This window comes from Bhargavaea massiliensis, from assembly GCF_018390575.1.
Classification (GTDB): domain Bacteria; phylum Bacillota; class Bacilli; order Bacillales_A; family Planococcaceae; genus Bhargavaea; species Bhargavaea massiliensis.
This window is the reverse complement of record NZ_JAHBCJ010000002.1, coordinates 168,849-185,990: the sequence shown is the minus strand read 5'-3', so window position 1 is coordinate 185,990 and position 17,142 is coordinate 168,849. Positions and strand designations below refer to the sequence as shown.

The 17,142-nt window shown below is 54.5% G+C and carries 22 protein-coding genes; 10 read left to right on the top strand and 12 right to left on the bottom strand.

The window, feature by feature from the left end:
* Positions 1–25 precede the first annotated feature (25 nt).
* Complete coding sequence (locus KHA84_RS03725) at positions 26–532, bottom strand: YwgA family protein (protein WP_213422187.1); 507 nt, start codon at positions 530–532, stop codon at positions 26–28.
* Positions 533–551: 19 nt separating this feature from the next.
* Positions 552–1,850 carry an HD domain-containing protein gene (locus KHA84_RS03720; protein WP_213422186.1) on the bottom strand — a complete coding sequence of 433 codons (1,299 nt, stop codon included), beginning with the start codon at positions 1,848–1,850 and terminating at the stop codon, positions 552–554.
* A 211-nt stretch (positions 1,851–2,061) separates the two neighbouring features.
* Here KHA84_RS03720 and KHA84_RS03715 point away from each other — a divergent pair, with 211 nt between their 5' ends.
* A complete protein-coding gene (locus tag KHA84_RS03715) occupies positions 2,062–2,694 on the top strand; it encodes an RsfA family transcriptional regulator (RefSeq protein WP_213422185.1) in 633 nt (210 codons plus the stop codon).
* Between the two features lie 91 nt (positions 2,695–2,785).
* Here the strand turns inward: KHA84_RS03715 and lipL are convergent, their stop codons facing one another.
* Positions 2,786–3,628, bottom strand: coding sequence for an octanoyl-[GcvH]:protein N-octanoyltransferase (gene lipL, locus KHA84_RS03710; RefSeq protein WP_213422184.1), 843 nt, complete (start codon positions 3,626–3,628; stop codon positions 2,786–2,788).
* A 207-nt stretch (positions 3,629–3,835) separates the two neighbouring features.
* Here lipL and hemQ point away from each other — a divergent pair, with 207 nt between their 5' ends.
* Positions 3,836–4,588, top strand: coding sequence for a hydrogen peroxide-dependent heme synthase (gene hemQ / locus KHA84_RS03705; RefSeq protein ID WP_213422183.1), 753 nt, complete (start codon positions 3,836–3,838; stop codon positions 4,586–4,588).
* A 121-nt stretch (positions 4,589–4,709) separates the two neighbouring features.
* Here hemQ and KHA84_RS03700 read toward each other — a convergent pair whose 3' ends face one another.
* Positions 4,710–5,567 (bottom strand): hypothetical protein, encoded by an 858-nt coding sequence (locus KHA84_RS03700; RefSeq protein WP_213422182.1) that lies wholly within the window; start codon positions 5,565–5,567, stop codon positions 4,710–4,712.
* 84 nt (positions 5,568–5,651) lie between these two features.
* Between KHA84_RS03700 and KHA84_RS03695 the strand changes: the two genes are divergently transcribed.
* On the top strand, positions 5,652–6,071 hold the full coding sequence (locus KHA84_RS03695) for a cell wall hydrolase (protein WP_213422181.1): 420 nt from the start codon (positions 5,652–5,654) through the stop codon (positions 6,069–6,071).
* A 21-nt stretch (positions 6,072–6,092) separates the two neighbouring features.
* Positions 6,093–6,464: a spore coat protein GerQ gene (gerQ, locus tag KHA84_RS03690; protein WP_236823101.1), complete on the top strand. Its 372-nt coding sequence runs from the start codon at positions 6,093–6,095 to the stop codon at positions 6,462–6,464.
* Positions 6,465–6,575: 111 nt separating this feature from the next.
* On the opposite strand, the gene KHA84_RS03685 is transcribed toward gerQ, so the two are convergent.
* The 4 genes from KHA84_RS03685 to KHA84_RS03670 form a co-directional block, all read right to left on the bottom strand.
* A complete protein-coding gene (locus KHA84_RS03685) occupies positions 6,576–6,953 on the bottom strand; it encodes a DUF423 domain-containing protein (RefSeq protein ID WP_213422180.1) in 378 nt (125 codons plus the stop codon).
* A 22-nt stretch (positions 6,954–6,975) separates the two neighbouring features.
* Positions 6,976–7,239 (bottom strand): YwdI family protein, encoded by a 264-nt coding sequence (locus KHA84_RS03680; RefSeq protein WP_213422179.1) that lies wholly within the window; start codon positions 7,237–7,239, stop codon positions 6,976–6,978.
* A gap of 80 nt (positions 7,240–7,319) precedes the next feature.
* Positions 7,320–8,003: a uracil-DNA glycosylase gene (locus KHA84_RS03675; protein WP_213422178.1), complete on the bottom strand. Its 684-nt coding sequence runs from the start codon at positions 8,001–8,003 to the stop codon at positions 7,320–7,322.
* Between the two features lie 6 nt (positions 8,004–8,009).
* Positions 8,010–8,726: a DUF4230 domain-containing protein gene (locus tag KHA84_RS03670; protein ID WP_213422177.1), complete on the bottom strand. Its 717-nt coding sequence runs from the start codon at positions 8,724–8,726 to the stop codon at positions 8,010–8,012.
* Positions 8,727–8,929: 203 nt separating this feature from the next.
* Between KHA84_RS03670 and thiD the strand changes: the two genes are divergently transcribed.
* The 4 genes from thiD to KHA84_RS03650 all read left to right on the top strand — a co-directional run bounded on the left by thiD (position 8,930) and on the right by KHA84_RS03650 (position 12,504).
* Positions 8,930–9,763, top strand: a complete 834-nt coding sequence (gene thiD, locus KHA84_RS03665; protein ID WP_213422176.1) for a bifunctional hydroxymethylpyrimidine kinase/phosphomethylpyrimidine kinase — start codon at positions 8,930–8,932, stop codon at positions 9,761–9,763.
* A gap of 153 nt (positions 9,764–9,916) precedes the next feature.
* Complete coding sequence (locus KHA84_RS03660; protein ID WP_213422175.1) at positions 9,917–10,267, top strand: YojF family protein; 351 nt, start codon at positions 9,917–9,919, stop codon at positions 10,265–10,267.
* Positions 10,268–10,280: 13 nt separating this feature from the next.
* Complete coding sequence (bshB2, locus tag KHA84_RS03655) at positions 10,281–10,982, top strand: bacillithiol biosynthesis deacetylase BshB2 (protein ID WP_213422174.1); 702 nt, start codon at positions 10,281–10,283, stop codon at positions 10,980–10,982.
* A 163-nt stretch (positions 10,983–11,145) separates the two neighbouring features.
* Positions 11,146–12,504, top strand: coding sequence for a YjiH family protein (locus KHA84_RS03650; RefSeq protein WP_213422173.1), 1,359 nt, complete (start codon positions 11,146–11,148; stop codon positions 12,502–12,504).
* A gap of 72 nt (positions 12,505–12,576) precedes the next feature.
* Here KHA84_RS03650 and KHA84_RS03645 read toward each other — a convergent pair whose 3' ends face one another.
* Positions 12,577–13,455, bottom strand: a complete 879-nt coding sequence (locus KHA84_RS03645; RefSeq protein ID WP_213422172.1) for a GNAT family N-acetyltransferase — start codon at positions 13,453–13,455, stop codon at positions 12,577–12,579.
* Between the two features lie 174 nt (positions 13,456–13,629).
* Positions 13,630–14,580 (bottom strand): L-threonine 3-dehydrogenase, encoded by a 951-nt coding sequence (locus KHA84_RS03640; RefSeq protein WP_213422171.1) that lies wholly within the window; start codon positions 14,578–14,580, stop codon positions 13,630–13,632.
* A 184-nt stretch (positions 14,581–14,764) separates the two neighbouring features.
* Here KHA84_RS03640 and KHA84_RS03635 point away from each other — a divergent pair, with 184 nt between their 5' ends.
* Both KHA84_RS03635 and KHA84_RS03630 read left to right on the top strand, forming a co-directional pair.
* Positions 14,765–15,430, top strand: coding sequence for a hypothetical protein (locus KHA84_RS03635; protein WP_213422170.1), 666 nt, complete (start codon positions 14,765–14,767; stop codon positions 15,428–15,430).
* A gap of 5 nt (positions 15,431–15,435) precedes the next feature.
* Positions 15,436–15,594 carry a hypothetical protein gene (locus tag KHA84_RS03630; protein ID WP_213422169.1) on the top strand — a complete coding sequence of 53 codons (159 nt, stop codon included), beginning with the start codon at positions 15,436–15,438 and terminating at the stop codon, positions 15,592–15,594.
* 55 nt (positions 15,595–15,649) lie between these two features.
* On the opposite strand, the gene KHA84_RS03625 is transcribed toward KHA84_RS03630, so the two are convergent.
* Positions 15,650–15,937: a DUF6958 family protein gene (locus KHA84_RS03625; RefSeq protein WP_213422168.1), complete on the bottom strand. Its 288-nt coding sequence runs from the start codon at positions 15,935–15,937 to the stop codon at positions 15,650–15,652.
* A gap of 11 nt (positions 15,938–15,948) precedes the next feature.
* Positions 15,949–17,139 (bottom strand): glycine C-acetyltransferase, encoded by a 1,191-nt coding sequence (locus tag KHA84_RS03620; protein ID WP_213422167.1) that lies wholly within the window; start codon positions 17,137–17,139, stop codon positions 15,949–15,951.
* Positions 17,140–17,142: the final 3 nt, after the last annotated feature.

Here is a 17,142-nt window from a genome sequence, read left to right as displayed (position 1 = left end):
CGCCCCTGCTGTTAAAAGAGGAGGCTCATTGGCGGATACAGGCGGAAAGCTCCCCGATGAAGGCAAAGGCCTCATCGATCTCCGCATCCGTATAATTCAGCTTGTTCTTGACGATATGTACCTTCGCAACCTGTTCTTCCCGCGGCAGATAATCAAAATACAGCAGCGTGGAAACCAGTTCCAGGAAGCGGGAACTCTTTTCACTCATCCGGCCGATGCACTCGTCGAGAGTGTCCGGTACTTCGATCGCATCACCGATAAAGTCTTGGCCTTCGCCGGTGACCCGGTAGCTGTATTGAACGTAGGAGCCCTTGTCTTCGCATTTTTCGGCGAGAAAGCCCATTTCGCACAGTTCCTCGATGCGGAGCGTCAGCTCTTCAGAGTAAGGGCCGTAAATATGGAGCTCGTATTTTTCCTGGAACGGGAAGTCCATCTTTTTGGCGATGTAGATCATCTTCTGCAACTTCTTCCGCCCGGTCACCCCATCAGCCAGCGAAATGAACTGAACAAGTTTTGCATGTTCCTGAAGCATCAAAAATGCCCTCCCTATTCTATGTGTTCAAGATGCTTAGGATTTGTTGCCTGAGCACTTTTTTCTTTTTCCCTTCTTTGAGCATGTCCTCCGGGAAGTAGAGTTTATGGTCCGTGCGCCGCTTGCCTGAGATGGCATCGACGATATCGGATTCGCGGGACAGCTCCCGCAGTTCGCCGTCCCTCATCAGCAGATGGATCGGCAGCCGTTCCTCTTCCTCACCCGGCCTATAAAAATCGTAAGGCAAGTCTGACGAAGAGTCGACGACAAGATAATATTCCGGATCGATCCCGGCTTTCCGGAACAATGCTTCGAGTTCACCGAGCCTACGGTATTCTTTGGCCGGATTGAAATCGATATATTGGAACAGGCGCCGGTTCACAAACCTGTCGCACAGATCGGACAGGATCTCATCGTCCTCCCGGATCCAAGATTCAAAATAAGTCATGAGAATGTATTCATCCAAAGCAATATAATCAGCAAGATCGAATGTCTTATCGAAAAACGACTTAAAGTGGACAGGCTCCTGTTTGAACGTATACCCTTCTTCGCTCAAAACTTTCGCCCTCTGCAAAATTTTCACGAGAATCACTTCCGCCGAGCGGGATACCGGGTGGAAATACACCTGCCAATACATCTGGTAGCGGCTCATGATATAGTCCTCCACCGCATGCATGCCGCTCTGCTTGATGACAGCCTGATCCTCTGCCGGGCGCATGACGCGAAGGATCCGCTCCATGTCGAAATGGCCGTAGCTGACCCCCGTGAAGTAGGCGTCCCTCTGAAGATAATCCATCCGGTCGGCGTCAATCTGGCTTGAAATCAGGCTCACGACCAACTTGTCCGGATAGGTCTTCCCGATGACGTCGGCGACTTTCTGGGGAAAGTCCTCGCTGACTTCCCGGAGGACCGCATTCACCCCCGTGTCCCCAAGAAGGATCTTCTGGGTGAACAGCTCGTGATCCAGGTCGAACACCTTCTCGAAGGCATGGGAAAACGGCCCGTGCCCCAGGTCATGGAGCAACGCCGCGCACAGCGTTACAAGCCGCTCCGAATCATTCCATTGCGGACGCCCGCTAAAGCCGTCGTCGATAATTCGGCGGACAATTTCATAGACCCCGAGCGAATGATTAAAGCGGCTGTGCTCCGCCCCGTGGAACACCAGATACGTCGTGCCAAGCTGATGGATACGGCGGAGCCGCTGGAATTCCCTGGTCGCAATCAGGTCCCAGATCACCTGGTCCCTCACGTGGATGTACCGGTGAACCGGGTCTTTGAACACTTTTTCTTCACTTAATTTTTGTGTGGCATAGTCCATCATCTGGCACCTCCCGGAAACAGTGGGTCCTTCCAGTATACCCTGTCCGGCACTTGTTTGGAACGGTCACCGGTCTCCTTCTCCCTCCTAAAATCAAATCCGAAAAGATGCGCATTCTCCGACATTTCCAAATGGAACGGTATAAAACGCGGAGCCGCGGTGCAAACTGACACCAGGCAAACATTCTATGAAGATGGCAGGAGGTACACAAATGGTGAAAGTCAGACAGGATGCCTGGGTAGAAGAAAACGACCGGCTGCTCGCAGAAACGGTGTTGCGTCATGTGCGCGAAGGAAGCACACAGCTCAACGCGTTCGAAGAAGCCGGTGATGCAATGAACCGGACGGCTGCGGCATGCGGATTCAGATGGAACGCAGTCGTCAGGAAAGAGTACGAAAAAGAGCTTGCCGAAGCGAAGAAGGAACGCAAGGCAAATCTGAAGGCGATGGGCAAGGATTTTCGCCGCAAAAACTCCGGACTCTATGTCGTGCCGGACGGAGCAGAGGGCGATGGACGGGCGGCAATCCGGCTTTCCAATCTCTCTCTTGATGTGGTGATCGCTTATCTGATGCGCCTTCAGCATACGAATCTCGCGGACCAGGAGACGATGAAGTGGAAACATACCGCCGAAGCGGCCGAGCGCCGGGTCGGCGAACTGGAGAACGAAGTTGCGCGACTTGCCAGGGAAAACGACGAAATCCGCGATGACTATGAGCAGTTTGTACAGATTATGAACCGTGCACGCAAACTGGTTGCATTTGAAGAAGACGAAAACTCATCAGCCGTTTTCCGGATGGAACAGAACGGAAATCTCGTGAATAACGATGAACAGCAGGCCCACTGAAGCGAAACACACGCAAATAGAAACGGCAAGGACACCATCGCCTATGAAACAGGCGGCTGAGTCCTTGCCGTTTGTTCGGTTGCTTTTGGATTCAGATGCCCTCCAGCAGTTTTGCATTCCGGTCGACGACCCGCTTCAGATAAGTTGCATACAGGTCGACTTCCTCCCCTTCAAGAAGGCTGTCACGGACGTTGCCCGATAACGCGTGAAGCAGCCTGCGGACACGGCTGTTCAGTTCCGTGACTGTGACCGGCGCACCAAGCAGTTCGGTAAGGGAAGCCATCACCTCCGGCCGGATAGCCGGGTATTCGAACTTCGTCTCTTCGCCTTTCAGTCCGGCCTCATACATCTCACCGATAAGCCGGGCACGCTCGGAGCCGCTCCCTTCCGCGCAGAGATAAATCTGGACGGCGATGCCGCCGCGGAGCCTGCGCTGGGAAATGCCGGCGAATTTTCTGCCGCCGATGCTCAGATCGTACGACCCCGGGCAATAGGAACCGACAATCTCATAAGCTTCGATCCGACCCGCCGCTTCGGGCAATAGCATGCGGACAAATTCGAGCATCACCTCGTAGCCCGCCGGTATATCGATCGCACGGCCTTTCTCGGACAGCGCAATCGTGATGTTCAGGATGCCTTCATCGAGGACGACAGCAAGCCCGCCTGAATTCCGGACAATCGGGCGCCAGCCGTTTAGCCGGAGCTGTTCCGTTGCGTCTCCGATATACGGCAGCCTGTGGTCCTGGATGCCGAGGACAATGGTCCTGTCATGCACCCACGTGCGCACGGCCGGCAAGCTTTTTTGCTGGCCGACGACGTGGCAGAGTGTGTCGTCCATAGCGAACGACTCAAGAGCGGAGCGGCCGAGCCCGCTCACCGACTGATCGATAAACCGCCAGGCCGGCTGCCGGAGAAGCTGAAGCGTTTGGTCCATATCAATGTCTCCCATATAGCTGATCCGTCCGTCCGGTGTATGCCGGACGCGGTACGTTATTTCATTCCAGAGTCAAGCATACACAAAAAGCGGCCAAACGGAAAACCTGGAACTTTTCACAAAACAGTGACAAGGGGGCTTGCGGGCGGACCGTGCCTGCCTTCTATGATAGACTGAAGCCATATGATCCTAAAGGAGTGTTTCCACATGAACGAAGCTGCAATCACACTGGATGGCTGGTATGTCCTCCACGACTTCCGCACGATGGACTGGACATCGTGGAAAGCCCTTCCTGCAGAAGAACGGAAAGCGGCAACCGATGAATTCATCGCTTTCCTCGACAAGCTCCAGAAAGCAGATAACGAAAAAACAGGCAGCCATGCCTTCTATACGGTGGTCGGCCAGAAGGCGGACTTCATGCTTATGACCCTCCGCCCGACGATGGATGAGCTCCAGCAGCTGGAAGCGGAGTTCAATAAACTCGCCATTGCGGACTACACCATTCCATCTTATTCCTATGTGTCTGTTGTCGAGCTGTCCAACTACCTGGCGAAGGAATCAGACGAAGATCCATATCAGAACCCTTATGTCCGCGGGCGCCTTTATCCCGAACTCCCCCGCTCGCAGTATGTGTGCTTCTACCCGATGGACAAAAAGCGCGAGGGCGAAGACAACTGGTACATGCTCGACATGGACCGCCGCCGCGAACTGATGAGGAGCCACGGACTGATCGGCCGCAGCTACGCAGGCAAGGTCAAGCAAATCATCTCCGGTTCCGTCGGATTCGACGACTACGAATGGGGCGTCACGCTCTTCTCGGATGACGTGCTCCAGTTCAAGAAGCTTGTCTATGAAATGCGTTTTGATGAAGTAAGCGCACGCTACGGCGTCTTCGGCTCGTTCTTCGTAGGAACGATTCTGCAGGATGACGACCGCGTCTCCTTCTTTGATGTCAAGTAACAGAAGTTAAAAGCCCGGCAGCCATTTGGCTGCCGGGCTCTTTGTTCCGGTTGGATGGGCTGGAAACGGAGAAGATCCACAGCCGGATGCCAAAATTATATGAACACCCGCGCGCTTTATGTCAGCGTTTCAGGTAATCCGAAAATTCTTCTTCAAGCGTCATCGCATCCCAATCAGTAAGCGCTGCGTCCATCCCGCGGAGCTCCGCCCGGTGTTCGATCAAGTCGTCAGCAATATAGTAGCCGAGACGCGGGATGCCGTGCCTTGTACCGCCGGAAAGGCGGAACCACTCTTTATCCTTATCTTCATTCCAGCCCGCCTTCATATCGTCCGCGAACGCTTCATGAAGCTTTTTCCTGTTCGCCATGTAGAAGCCGTAGCCTTCCTCACCGAGCGCCCCGAATGAGACATAGTCCGGGCGGCCCATGCCCGGTACCGCCAGCTTGGACAGATAAATGGCTCCCCCTTCCGACAACAGGGTTACGAGTGGGTGGCTCCAATCAACTTTGCGCCACCATGTATCCCCCGAAGCTTGAGCACTCATGCGGTGGTGGACGACATGGCCCATCTCGTGTGCTGCGACAAGGCGCAAATCGTCCGGCTCGGGAGACAGCATTTCAAGCGCGTAAAACACTTCGTCCTTGTTTGCTCCCGCAACAAAGGCGTTCGAACCGAAGGCGCCCACAAACAGGTGATGGTCATTGTCCGCATCGATTCCTGTCAGGCCGCGGTAAAGGTCGCGCACGTTTTCAATCTCCTCCGGAAGCCGCTGGCCGGCACGCGCGATGTCTTCCTCCTTGGCCGGGTACCGCCCGATTGCCCTGATCAGCCGCTCATCTGTCTTAGGGCAGTAATCCGGGAAGTAGACATCAAAAATTTCGGGATACCGCGAGAAATAATCAAGCAGCCCGGTTTTCGTCTTTAGTTCCCCTCTTTCAAGCCGCTCCATGAACTCATAGACCGTATTATTGATCGCCATCGGAATTCTCCTCCCGTCCAAATGTGCATATAAGGAATGTACCCCCCTCCCTCCTCATATAGTCATTAGCGAGGGGGTCAGGCGATGGCGGTTGTACGAGCAACTGAAAAAGAAGTGCAACTGCTGGCGCGCCTTATGCGTGCCGAAGCTGAAGGGGAAGGCGATCTCGGGATGCTCATGGTCGGCAATGTCGGCGTCAACCGGGTCCGCGGTGACTGTTTGGACTTCCAGGACATCCGGACACTCCAACAGATGGTCTTCCAGCGGCCGGGCGGCTTCGAGGCAACGACAAAAGGTTACTTTTACCAGCGCGCCCGCCCGGAAGACATCCGCCTGGCCCGCCGGGTCATCAACGGAGAACGGTTCCACCCCGCGACCCGTTCCCTATGGTTTTTCATGCCCGAGGGGGCGTGTCCCGCGCAGTGGTGGAACCAATGGAACACGGGCCGCTATAAGTCGCACTGCTTCTATTCGCCGTCTGAAAGTGATTGTCCGACAGTATAAGTGAAAGAAAGGTGGAACCACATGGTCCAATATTACTGGAATCCGAATTACCGGCCGATGCCGATGCAGCCGGTCCAGCAGCCTCAGCAACAGATTGTCCCGCCGCAGGTGACGTTGCCGACGGCCGGGCGCCCGCCTCAGGGGGAAGAATCTTACATCGAGAATATCCTGCGCCTGAACCGTGGGCAGCCCGGCACATTCCATTTCTCGTTTGAGCACGGGGACCGGCAGACGACATCAAAAAGCGTACGCGGTTTTGTCGAGGCGGCAGGACGGGATCACGTCATTTTGCGGGAAGCGCGAACCGATCACCGTTTCCTGTTCCCGATGATTTACTTTGACTACGCGGAATTCGATGAAGAACTCAACTATTTCGACCAGACACCGAGATAACGGAAAAGAGCCATCCGGCGCGGATGGCTCTTTTCATTGTGCTGCATGACTTCTTTCACATCGTACTGAAGCCGGACGCGGTACAGAACGGCGGCCCTCCTTCAGAGCTCTTCAGACATGTTTGACGGCTGCAAGGATCACCATGATCCAGCCGGCGATAAAGGCCACGCCGCCAATTGGCGTGATGGCACCGAGGACGCCGATCTGGGTCAGGGCGAGCACGTAAAGGCTTCCGGAGAAAATGATGATACCCGAAAGCATCAGCCATCCCGCCCAGTTCAGCTGGGAGGCAGCGCCCAGAAGAGCCTGGCTCTGCAGGATGCCGATCAGGATGAGACCAAGTGCATGGTACATCTGGTACTTGGCCGCCGTCTCCCAGATGGCGATGTAGTGATCAGAGACTTTACCCTCGAGGCCGTGCGCTCCGAATGCGCCCATTCCAACCGAAATCAATGCGTTCACTGCACCCGCTATCAAAAAGAATTTCACTTTCTTCCCCTTCTTTCAGGCATTAAAAGTCGAAGATGGAATTACCATTGGCTCCGTCCTCTTCCTGCTTTGGCGCAGCAGGAGGAACATTATGCGGAGCTGCCGGCGCGGCCAGCGGCACCGGCTTCACTTCCGGCATCCGATTATGTGGCCGGCTGCCGAGCGCCGCTTCGGACAACGCCCGGATGGCGGCAATCGACTCCCGCTGAGCAGCCGGGTCGCCTGCGCTTTTGGCCGCCCGCAGATGGCGCTCCATCTCTTCGAGGATCCGTTCAATCGGAATCATCCGATCCCCTCCATTCCGTTAAAAGTGTACCATATCCGCAGTTGGAATCCGGCTGCGGAACCGTACAATCCCGTGACAATTCACCGGGCATCCGTCCGGCACCAATCAATCTCCAGTTCGCCCCATTCCCTCAGAAAAGCATTTGCGCGGCTGAACGGCCGGCTTCCGAAAAATCCGCGATTTGCGCTGAGCGGGCTCGGATGGGGGGATTCGATCACTGCATGCCGCTCCGTATCGATCAGTTTTTTCTTTTCCTGCGCGGGACGTCCCCAAAGGATGAATACAATCGGCGCCTCACGTTCCGATAGCTTCCGGATGACTTCATCGGTGAGTGTTTCCCATCCTTTTCCCCGGTGGGAATGCGCTTCCCCGGAGCGAACCGTCAGCACGGTGTTCAGCAGCATGACGCCCTGCTCCGCCCAACCGGTGAGTGTTCCGTCACCGGGAACGCCGCAGCCGATGTCCTCACGCAGTTCTTTAAACACGTTCCGAAGGCTCGGCGGTTTCCGGATGCCCTTTTTTACAGAGAAGCTGAGCCCGTGCGCCTGTCCCGGCCCGTGGTACGGATCCTGGCCCAAGATGACCACCCTGACCGATTCATACGGCGTCAGTTCGAATGCAGTCCAGATGTCGTTCATCGGAGGATAAATTTCGCGTTCGGCATATTCCTTTTTAAGGAACTCGCGCAGCTCCAAATAATAAGACTTGGAAAACTCGTTGCCGATCACATCCTGCCAGCTGTTGTCCAGAATCTCCTTTGCCATACCGCATCACTCCTTGAACTTGACCTGAACATCATAGCCCGAGAACGAAAACATCTCCTTCAGGGTCTTTTCCGCATTTTTCTTTGCCGTCGCAAGGACGCCTTGTTCGGTCGCTTCTTCGATGATCATCTTCTGGGCATCTTCGGCAAGCTCATACCCTTCACGGATGTCAGGCCGGTCTCGGAACAGCCCTTCCTGCGAATACACTTCCACCTCATCAAAACGGATTTCCGGCTCACCAAGAAACGCGGGTTCCGGTACGGTCAGGGTAACCGTCTTGGCTTCTTCATCAAAAATCATGTCGTCCTCCGTGACCTTTTCAAAATCAATTCCCGCCTTGACAGACCCAGGAATGACCACGAGTAGATGGCGCTTTGTCCCCGGAATATCGAGACCGATGCTCTGGCCGAACAATTCATTGTCCGTGCGTTCGACAATCACTTTTGTAAAAGCTTCCGCGGTCGCCAGCTCGCTCAGCTCCTGAACACTTTGGACGACAGCTCCCTTTTGTTCGGTGAACGTGCTGCCCCCTGTCAGCATCCGCAACGCAACCACAGGGAGGACCACCGCGAGCAGGAGTTGAGGAACCGCAATCCAAAGGAACCCCTTTAGCGCCCGGCCCCGCCTTATTTTGCCGCGCATTCCGGCCGGTGCTTCCCAAGTCTCATCCACCGTCACCGCGCTTTCTTCTTCTGCCCGGCCCTGATCTTTGCGTCCTGCCATGTCTGCACTCCCCTCTCCCGCCAATCGGGTAAATCTTTCATTCTTCTACAATACCCGATGTCCAACGGTTCACGCACGCACTGCGCAACCTGAGGCCTTCCGGGTACATTTCTCTGTCGTGAAATGCAATTTTTCGTAAAAAGACGTTTTTATTTGTTACAATGAGGACATTAAACGAATTATCCCAAAAGGAGCCCTGACACATGACACTCAATAAGACACTCACAATCGCAGGATCCGATACGTCGGGCGGCGCCGGCATTCAGGCCGACCTTAAAACTTTCCAGGAACACGGAACATACGGCATGACTGCGCTGACCGTCGTTGCAACGATGGATCCGGACAACAACTGGAGCCACGGCGTCTATACTCTCCCGATTGACGTTCTGAAAGCGCAGCTGAAGACGGCGCTGTCCGTCGGGATCGATGCGGTAAAGACCGGCATGCTGAGCACAGAAGATGTTATACGCACAGCCGGTGAGGGAATCCGGGAAACCGGCACCAATCATGTGGTCATCGATCCGGTCATGGTATGTAAGGGTGAAGATGAAGTCCTGAACCCGGGCACGGTCGATGCCATGATCGAATATCTTCTTCCGCTTGCAGAAGTCGTTACGCCGAACCTGTTCGAAGCAGGACAGCTATCCGGTCTCGGCAAACTGACAACCATCGACGATATGAAAAAAGCCGCGGGTAAAATCCACGAGCTGGGTGCGAAAAACGTTGTCATCAAAGGCGGCAAGCAGCTCCAGCATAACAAAGCGGCCGACCTCTTCTATGACGGATCCAAGTTTCTGCTTCTTGAATCCGAAAAGCAGGACACGCTCTACACACACGGTGCAGGCTGCACGTTTGCCGCTGCCATCACCGCGAACCTCGCGAACGGTCTCGGCGTAGAAGAAGCCGTCATCGAAGCTAAAAAATTCGTCGCGGCAGCGATTGCCCACGGCTGGAAACTCAATCAGTACGTCGGTCCGGTCCTCCACGGCGCGAAAAACGAGCACGGTCCGGCAGACGTCACCGTGACTGAAATCTGATATCAGCCAGACGGCCGGGAAACCCGGCCGTTTTTTAATGGACAAAACAGTGCGCATCCCAAACGATGCCTTCCTCGGGAGCACCCCTTTCGCATTCCCGGCTGATGTTCTTTATACTGAATACGATATAGGTAACTGGAGGAGGCCTGAAACATGGAAAAAGTGAACCCCGAACAACTTCAGCGCCTCATCGATTCGTTCGCCGGCAAGGAGCTCTACATCCACTTGGAGACGACGAACGGTTCGTATGCGGCCCATTTCAACGAAGGATTCTTCAACGCCGGCGCCTTCATCCGAAATGCCCAGATCCGTTTTGAACTGGGCAAGGTCGCCGGCGAAGCCCCGCACCGCGTCGGGCTGAAACTGCCTTACGGCTGGGTGTATGCACAAGGCATCACCCACTATGAACTTGATGAACACGGACGCCTGCTCTTGGCCGGCCTCGACGGCGAGGGCAAACTCGCCGTTGCGCTCCAACTGAGCGAGACGCCGTTCGCATACTAAGGAGGGAAACGATATGGCTGTTACGATTGAAAAAGAACGCAGTGTCCTCGTCGTCTTCCCTCATCCGGATGACGAGGCCTTCGGCACATCAGGGACGCTCTCCAAATATGTGGACCTGGGCGTGCCGGTCACTTATGCCTGCCTGACACTCGGCGAAATGGGACGCAACCTTGGCATTCCGCCGTTTGCCACGAGGGAAACACTTCCCGAAATCCGCAAGAAGGAACTTCAGGCTGCCGCGAACGCCATCGGCATCAAAGATCTACGCATGATGGGCTTCCGCGACAAAACCGTTGAATTCGAGGACGATGAAAAAATGGTCCAACTGATCAGCGACCTCATCGGCGAACTGGATCCATCGCTGATCATCTCGTTTTATCCGGGATACTCGGTTCATCCGGACCATGAAGCAACTGCCCGCGCGGTTGTCCGGGCAGTGCGCAGGCTGCCGGATGAAAAGCGGCCGAAGATGTACCTTGTCGCTTTTTCGAACGATACGGAAGAAGGTCTCGGCATGCCAGACGTGGAGCATGATGTATCGGATATGCTGGACAGGAAAATCAATACATTGAAGGCCCATTCCTCCCAGACCGCCTGGATGATGCGGGACCTCGAGCCGGCCCTTGCAGCCGGCAAAGCCGAAGCGCTCGAGCGCTTTGCGAAAGAACGTTTTTATTATTATCGCTGGCATGAGGATTTTGAAAAATTCTTTTGACGGTACACCCCCTCCCTGCTATTGTTGGGAGGGGTATTTTTTGTGCCGGAATTGGCTGAATTCACTTTCATTTGCAAGGGGATTTACTTATTCACCGAGGTGAATTATTATGTAAAAAAGTGACTGTCAAAACCGGTAAAAATAATATTGGGGGATAATAAAAATGCAAAAGACAAGTGCATCGACATGGATCTGGTTCCTGATCCCGTCGATCATTGGGGTCTTCCTGTTCATGATCCCGGTTAAATATGAAGGAGATTGGATTGTGTCGATCGCCATTCTCGCCAATTGGCTTGCTGGGATCGTCACGCCGATCATCATGTGGGTGGCGGTCGCCATTCTCGTCATTGCGGCCCTCGGCTCGGTCATCATGCTATTCGGACCGAAAAAGGAACCCGAAAAACGGGGATTCTGGTATAACCTGTTCAGCGTCTCGCTATTCTGGACAGTGGTCAGGGTGATCGGGGCCGTCTTCGCAATCATGACCGCCTTCCGGCTCGGACCGGAGGCTATCTGGAGCGAGAACACCGGAGGTCTTCTCCTGGACCCGGCAGAAGGACTCGTCACGTTCCTCTTCACGATTTTCGTATTTGCGGGGTTGCTGCTTCCGCTTCTCATGAACTTCGGGCTTCTGGAGTTTTTCGGAACAATGATGGTCAAGATCATGCGCCCGCTATTTAAACTGCCGGGCCGCTCATCGATTGATGCACTTGCTTCCTGGGTAGGGGACGGCACGATCGGCGTCCTTCTAACCGATAAGCAGTACCAGGAAGGCCACTATACGAAAAAAGAATCGGCTATCATCGCTACGACGTTCTCCGTCGTATCGATCACGTTTTCGATCGTCATTATCGATACGGTCGGTTTGTCCAAATACTTCCTGCCATTCTACGGTACCGTCATGCTGACCGGCCTCGCCCTGGCGCTCATCATGCCGCGCATTTATCCGCTTTCCCGCAAAAAACAGGAGTATGTGGATGGACGTGAATTTACAGGCGAAGCAGAAAAAGTGCCGGCAGGGTACAATTCGTTTACCCATGGTGTGGAAAATGCCCTGACAAAAGCACATGCCAACCGCGACATCGGCAAGATGCTTAAAGACGGACTGAAAAACGTATTGGATATGTGGATCGGTGTCATTCCGGTCGTTATGGCGTTCGGTACAATCGCACTTATTCTCGCCGAGTACACAAACTTCTTCCAGATCATCGGCAAACCGTTCGAGCCGTACCTTGCGCTTCTCCAGATTCCGGAAGCTTCCGAAGCGGCACCGCTCATGATTGTCGGATTTGCAGATATGTTCCTCCCGTCGATTCTCGCCGCGGGCACGGTCGCATCCGAAATCACACTGTTTACGGTTGCGGTCATCTCGGTCGTCCAACTGATCTATATGTCGGAAGTCGGCGGACTGATTCTCGGCTCCAAGATCCCGGTCAACTTCTTCGAGCTGTTTGTGATTTTCCTGCTCCGGACGATCATCGCTTTGCCGATTGTGTCATTAATCGCCCATATGCTGTTTTGATTAAAAACCGCCCTTCCTTTGGAAGCGGCGGTTTTTATATTTGTGTTTTATCACCCGGTATACCTGTTCCGGTCAGCCCATTTCGAGCCGGTAGGCATTCATCCGATGAAGCTGTTCAAATCCGGCGGCTTCGTAGAGGCCCATGGCGGCTCTGTTTTCCTCTCCGACGGTAAGCCGGACTTCGCGGATGGACTCATGGCGGAACAATTCGCCGAGCCCGGCTTGCAGCAGTTGTGTTGCCAGTCCTTGGCGGCGGTACGCCTCCCCGACCGCGAGAAACTCGATGCTGCCTTCTCCGTGGATCGGATCCGCCTCGGTGTAAACGTATCCTCTCACGCCTTCTTCCCCTTCCGGGATGACGAGGAGCCTGTGGGTGTCGTCCCGGAGATCGAGGATTTCCCCGGCAGACAAATAAGTTTCCGGAAAAGCATGGGCATGAAGCGTGCAGAATTCTTTTTCGTGCTGTTCTTCAGCCGGAATCGCCTGATGCCCGCCAAGATTTATCGCTCCTGACTGTGCCCGCAAGATCAGGTGCCGCCCTGTATGGAACGCGCCGAGAGTTTCGGCCATTGCCGACACGTCCGTGTTTTCTTCATTCACGAAGAACTGGAAGGTCCGGACTCCTTCAAGGGCAGCGACTGCCTCGCTCCACATGGGCATGGCCACTTCCCTGAATGGCAGGTCTTCACTGACAAACGGCCCCCACACTTCTGCGGCCCCTTCATCGCTATCGATATCGAAGCCGACCGCCCCAACGTTCCGCCCTTCTTTTTCCGCCACGAAAAATGACTGTTCAAATCCTGAATCGGAAAAGCCGTTCTCCAGCGCATGCCGGATCTCCTTTTCATCCACACCGCAAAAACCGATATGGTTTGTCCGGTGGATGTTCAGGGATGCAATAAACTTTGCTGCTTTCCCTGCATCCCTTGCCGGCCTCACCCGGATGTCCATCTTGACGCCCCCTTTATCCTACTGTACACATTGTGGGCAGGGCATTCATCTCCCAATCAAAAAAGGGAATGACGTTTTCCGTCACTCCCGCCTGCTCAAGGCCAAGTCATTTAGGGTTTGCTTCAAACTCAGAAGCTGATTCTGAACACTCAGCCCGGTTTTCTTAGAAATCGTTTATTTCCCCAGCTTTTCCCGAAGTTTTTCGAGCATATCCGCTGTCATTTTTTCAAGGTCGAACTTGGCCTTGAAGCCCCATTCCGCAATGGCTGCAGACGGATCGATCGAATCCGGCCAACTCTCGGCGATTGCCTGGCGCACCGGGTCGACGTCGTAGTTGAGTTGAAATTCCGGAATATGCTGTCGGATCGCCTTTTCGAAATCGGACGGCTCGACGCTCATCGCGGTCACGTTGAACGCGTTGCGGTGGATCAGTTTCGACGGGTCCGCCTCCATCAGGTCAACGATGGCCTGCAGGGCATCCGGCATGTACATCATGTCCATGTATGTGCCTTCTGCGATAAACGAGGCATATTTGCCTTCCTCGATCGCCTTGTAATAGATATCGACGGCATAATCCGTCGTTCCGCCGCCCGGAGGTGTCACATACGAGATGAGGCCCGGGAACCGGACGCCGCGGGTATCGACTCCGAACTTCTCGAAATAATAATCACAGAGCAGTTCTCCGGACACTTTGTTGACTCCATACATCGTTGACGGACGCTGGATCGTATCCTGCGGCGTGTTTTTCTTCGGCGTGCTTGGGCCAAATGCGCCGATCGAGCTCGGCGTAAAGAACTGGAGGTCCAGTTCGCGTGCGGTCTCAAGCGCATTGACGAGTCCGCCCATATTCAGGTTCCAGGCGAACAGCGGATTTTTCTCTGCTGTCGCGGACAGGAGTGCGGCCATGTGGATAATCGTGTCGGCCCCGAATGACTTGGCGAGCTCGTGCATGCGTTTGCCGTCGGTGACGTCAAGTTGCTCGAACGGCCCATCAAGCGCCGGTCCAGAATCCGGTACCCGTATATCCGTTGCGAGGACCTGATCCGTACCGTACAGACCCCTCAGTTTTCCCGTCAGTTCCGAGCCGATCTGTCCCAGCGCGCCGGTCACCATGATTTTCTTCATTTCCGTCACTCCCATTCGTCCATTTGTATTTTTAGAACGGACAGTCTATTCAAGCAAGCCACTGATTTCACTGTGTTTCAATGTTCACTATTATAATTTGTATTCACTGTAAGTACAACATCGGAATTCTTTTCCCGAAAGATCTGCATTGGTATAATAGTGAAAAAATAGAGGAAGTGCCGTTTTGATAGCTGTCGTACAATTTCTCATGCTGCTCGCCATCCTGGTGTTGGCGGCTCTGCTGCTGATCTGGCTCGGGGCACCGTTTTGGCTGACGGTGCTCGTGCTCGCCGCCCTGTACATGACACTGACTACCGTGCCGACGCTGGTGCTGTCCTACAAATCGAAGAATTTGCGGGCGATCGACAGGTTCCTGTTGCGGAATTCCCGCAAGCCGATCTACAAATACGCCTACTCCGTGGCGCACGGTACCGATGAAGAGATCAGAGCATCTCTCAGAGAGATTATGAACCGGTACAAGCAGCCGGACATCCGCCATGTTTACGGCGCTCTGTATGCCGTGACGGAAAAGGACGGTGCCGGTGTTTTGTCTCATGCGGAGAAGATCGGCAGCGAACCGATGCAGTCGTATTATGATGCATATGGCCACGCCCTGAACGGGGAGGATGAACGGGCGGAAGAAGCCCTCTCGCGCATCCCGGAAGGCTATGCATGGATGAAACACGCCATTCGTGCGATCACGGCACACCGTAAAGGGGACCTGGATGCATTCCGTAAAGAAGCAAATGCCGCAAAGGCCAACGCCGGGGGCATCCAGTATTATCTTCTGCACCACAACTTCAGAAAATTGCAGGAATCGGCTGCTCATAAAAAACATACAGGAGGATGATTGCCATGTTGCTTGTCGAGAATACAGCCGTCGAACTAAAGGACGGCCGACGCGGGCTGATCGTGGACGTTCGGGACAACGGGGAATCCATCCAGTATGATGTCGAAATGGGAGACGGAGAGATTGTCACTGTCTTTGCCGAAGAAGTGAACCGGCCAATCTGAGCCGGACACAGAAAAACCGCCAGGACACCGGCTGATGCCGGTATCCTGGCGGTTTTCATGTTCGCCTGATATGTTGCCTGCCGTTCCGCTCGAAGCGTTGCAGCTCTCCCCTCGCCTCAAGATCAAGTTTGACGGCTGTGACGTACCACGTTGTCTTGCCGTCAAAATGGGAAAGCCGCTTCGGAGCGCGTTCGGTCAGATCCATGAATGAGATTTCCTCGGATGCTGCAACTTCATCAAGGATCGCTTTGCGGATGGCTTCATAGCGGCGCTTCAGAATCTTTGCGCCCTGTTTGCCTTCCGGATGAAGCAGTTGGATCTGTTCTTCGTCCCGCTTTTTCACGGAATCCCTCCTCAGCCGATGACACCCAGTTCCTTGCCGATTTTCTCGTAAACGGCGAGTGCTTCGTCAAGCATTTCTTTCGTGTGCGCGGCCGTAGGCATGTTGCGGACACGTCCGGTGCCTTTCGGTACGGTCGGGAAGACGATCGATTTCGCGTAGACGCCTTCTTCCATCAGGCGCTTCGAGAATTTCTGTGTCAGGTTTTCATCACCGATGATGCAAGGCGTAATCGGTGTTTCGGAGTGGCCGATGTCAAAGCCCAGCTTTTTCAGGCCGTCTTTCAGGTAGTCGCCGTTTTCCCACAGCTTGTCCACGAGCTCGTCGGATGCCAGAAGCTTGTCGACTGCCCCGATGACCGCCGCGACGTCTCCAGGCGTCATTGCAGTCGAGAACAAGAAGGGACGGGAGCGGACTTTCAGCCAGTCGATCAGCTGCTGCTTCCCGGCAACATATCCGCCGACAACGCCGATCGCCTTGGAAAGCGTGCCAATCTGGAAGTCAATCTCCTTTTCCAGTCCGAAGTGCTTGACGGTGCCCTTTCCGCCACCCATGACACCGGATCCGTGCGCATCATCCACATAGGTGATGAGGTCGAATTCCTTGGCGATCTGGACTGCATCCGGCAGATTGGCGACATCGCCGTCCATCGAGAACACGCCGTCCGTGATGTACATGACTTTGTTGAACTGCCCGGACCCCGTCGCTTCCTTCGCTTTTTTGCGGAGATCGTCCATGTCCTGATGGTTGACGCGGATGATTTTGGCCCTGGACAGACGGCATCCGTCGATGATCGATGCGTGGTTCAGTTCATCGGAGAGGATCGCATCGTTTTTGTCCATGACCGCCGAGATGGCCGCCATGTTGCAATTGAATCCGGACTGGTAGGCAATTGCCGCTTCGGTCCCTTTGAACTCAGCCAACTTTTCCTCAAGTCGCACGTGGATATCGAGCGTGCCGTTAATGGTGCGGACGGCGCCCGCTCCGACACCGTATTTGTCGATGGCGTCCTTCGCGAGCTTTTTTAGGCCTTCGTCCGTTGCAAGGCCGAGGTAGTTGTTCGAGCTCAGGTTGATCAGGTCTTTTCCGCCGATCTTGATTGTCGGCCCGTTCGGCCCTTCTACCGGGTCGATTTCGTTATATAATCCTGCACCTCGCAGCTCCTGCAAGTTTTCTTCAAGAAATTGATCCAAAGTTTTAGCCAAAGG

What these genes read in the sequence shown, in the direction of transcription:
- KHA84_RS03630 (WP_213422169.1), top strand. Translation starts at nt 15,436, where the DNA reads ATGTTGCTTGTCGAGAATACAGCCGTCGAACTAAAGGACGGCCGACGC.
- KHA84_RS03725 (WP_213422187.1), bottom strand. Translation starts at nt 532, where the DNA reads ATGCTTCAGGAACATGCAAAACTTGTTCAGTTCATTTCGCTGGCTGAT.
- lipL (WP_213422184.1), bottom strand. Translation starts at nt 3,628, where the DNA reads ATGGACCAAACGCTTCAGCTTCTCCGGCAGCCGGCCTGGCGGTTTATC.
- KHA84_RS03695 (WP_213422181.1), top strand. Translation starts at nt 5,652, where the DNA reads ATGGCGGTTGTACGAGCAACTGAAAAAGAAGTGCAACTGCTGGCGCGC.
- KHA84_RS03660 (WP_213422175.1), top strand. Translation starts at nt 9,917, where the DNA reads ATGGAAAAAGTGAACCCCGAACAACTTCAGCGCCTCATCGATTCGTTC.
- bshB2 (WP_213422174.1), top strand. Translation starts at nt 10,281, where the DNA reads ATGGCTGTTACGATTGAAAAAGAACGCAGTGTCCTCGTCGTCTTCCCT.
- KHA84_RS03700 (WP_213422182.1), bottom strand. Translation starts at nt 5,567, where the DNA reads ATGGCGATCAATAATACGGTCTATGAGTTCATGGAGCGGCTTGAAAGA.
- KHA84_RS03645 (WP_213422172.1), bottom strand. Translation starts at nt 13,455, where the DNA reads ATGGACATCCGGGTGAGGCCGGCAAGGGATGCAGGGAAAGCAGCAAAG.
- KHA84_RS03680 (WP_213422179.1), bottom strand. Translation starts at nt 7,239, where the DNA reads ATGATTCCGATTGAACGGATCCTCGAAGAGATGGAGCGCCATCTGCGG.
- thiD (WP_213422176.1), top strand. Translation starts at nt 8,930, where the DNA reads ATGACACTCAATAAGACACTCACAATCGCAGGATCCGATACGTCGGGC.
- KHA84_RS03720 (WP_213422186.1), bottom strand. Translation starts at nt 1,850, where the DNA reads ATGGACTATGCCACACAAAAATTAAGTGAAGAAAAAGTGTTCAAAGAC.
- hemQ (WP_213422183.1), top strand. Translation starts at nt 3,836, where the DNA reads ATGAACGAAGCTGCAATCACACTGGATGGCTGGTATGTCCTCCACGAC.
- KHA84_RS03670 (WP_213422177.1), bottom strand. Translation starts at nt 8,726, where the DNA reads ATGGCAGGACGCAAAGATCAGGGCCGGGCAGAAGAAGAAAGCGCGGTG.
- KHA84_RS03650 (WP_213422173.1), top strand. Translation starts at nt 11,146, where the DNA reads ATGCAAAAGACAAGTGCATCGACATGGATCTGGTTCCTGATCCCGTCG.
- gerQ (WP_236823101.1), top strand. Translation starts at nt 6,093, where the DNA reads ATGGTCCAATATTACTGGAATCCGAATTACCGGCCGATGCCGATGCAG.
- KHA84_RS03675 (WP_213422178.1), bottom strand. Translation starts at nt 8,003, where the DNA reads ATGGCAAAGGAGATTCTGGACAACAGCTGGCAGGATGTGATCGGCAAC.
- KHA84_RS03640 (WP_213422171.1), bottom strand. Translation starts at nt 14,580, where the DNA reads ATGAAGAAAATCATGGTGACCGGCGCGCTGGGACAGATCGGCTCGGAA.
- KHA84_RS03715 (WP_213422185.1), top strand. Translation starts at nt 2,062, where the DNA reads ATGGTGAAAGTCAGACAGGATGCCTGGGTAGAAGAAAACGACCGGCTG.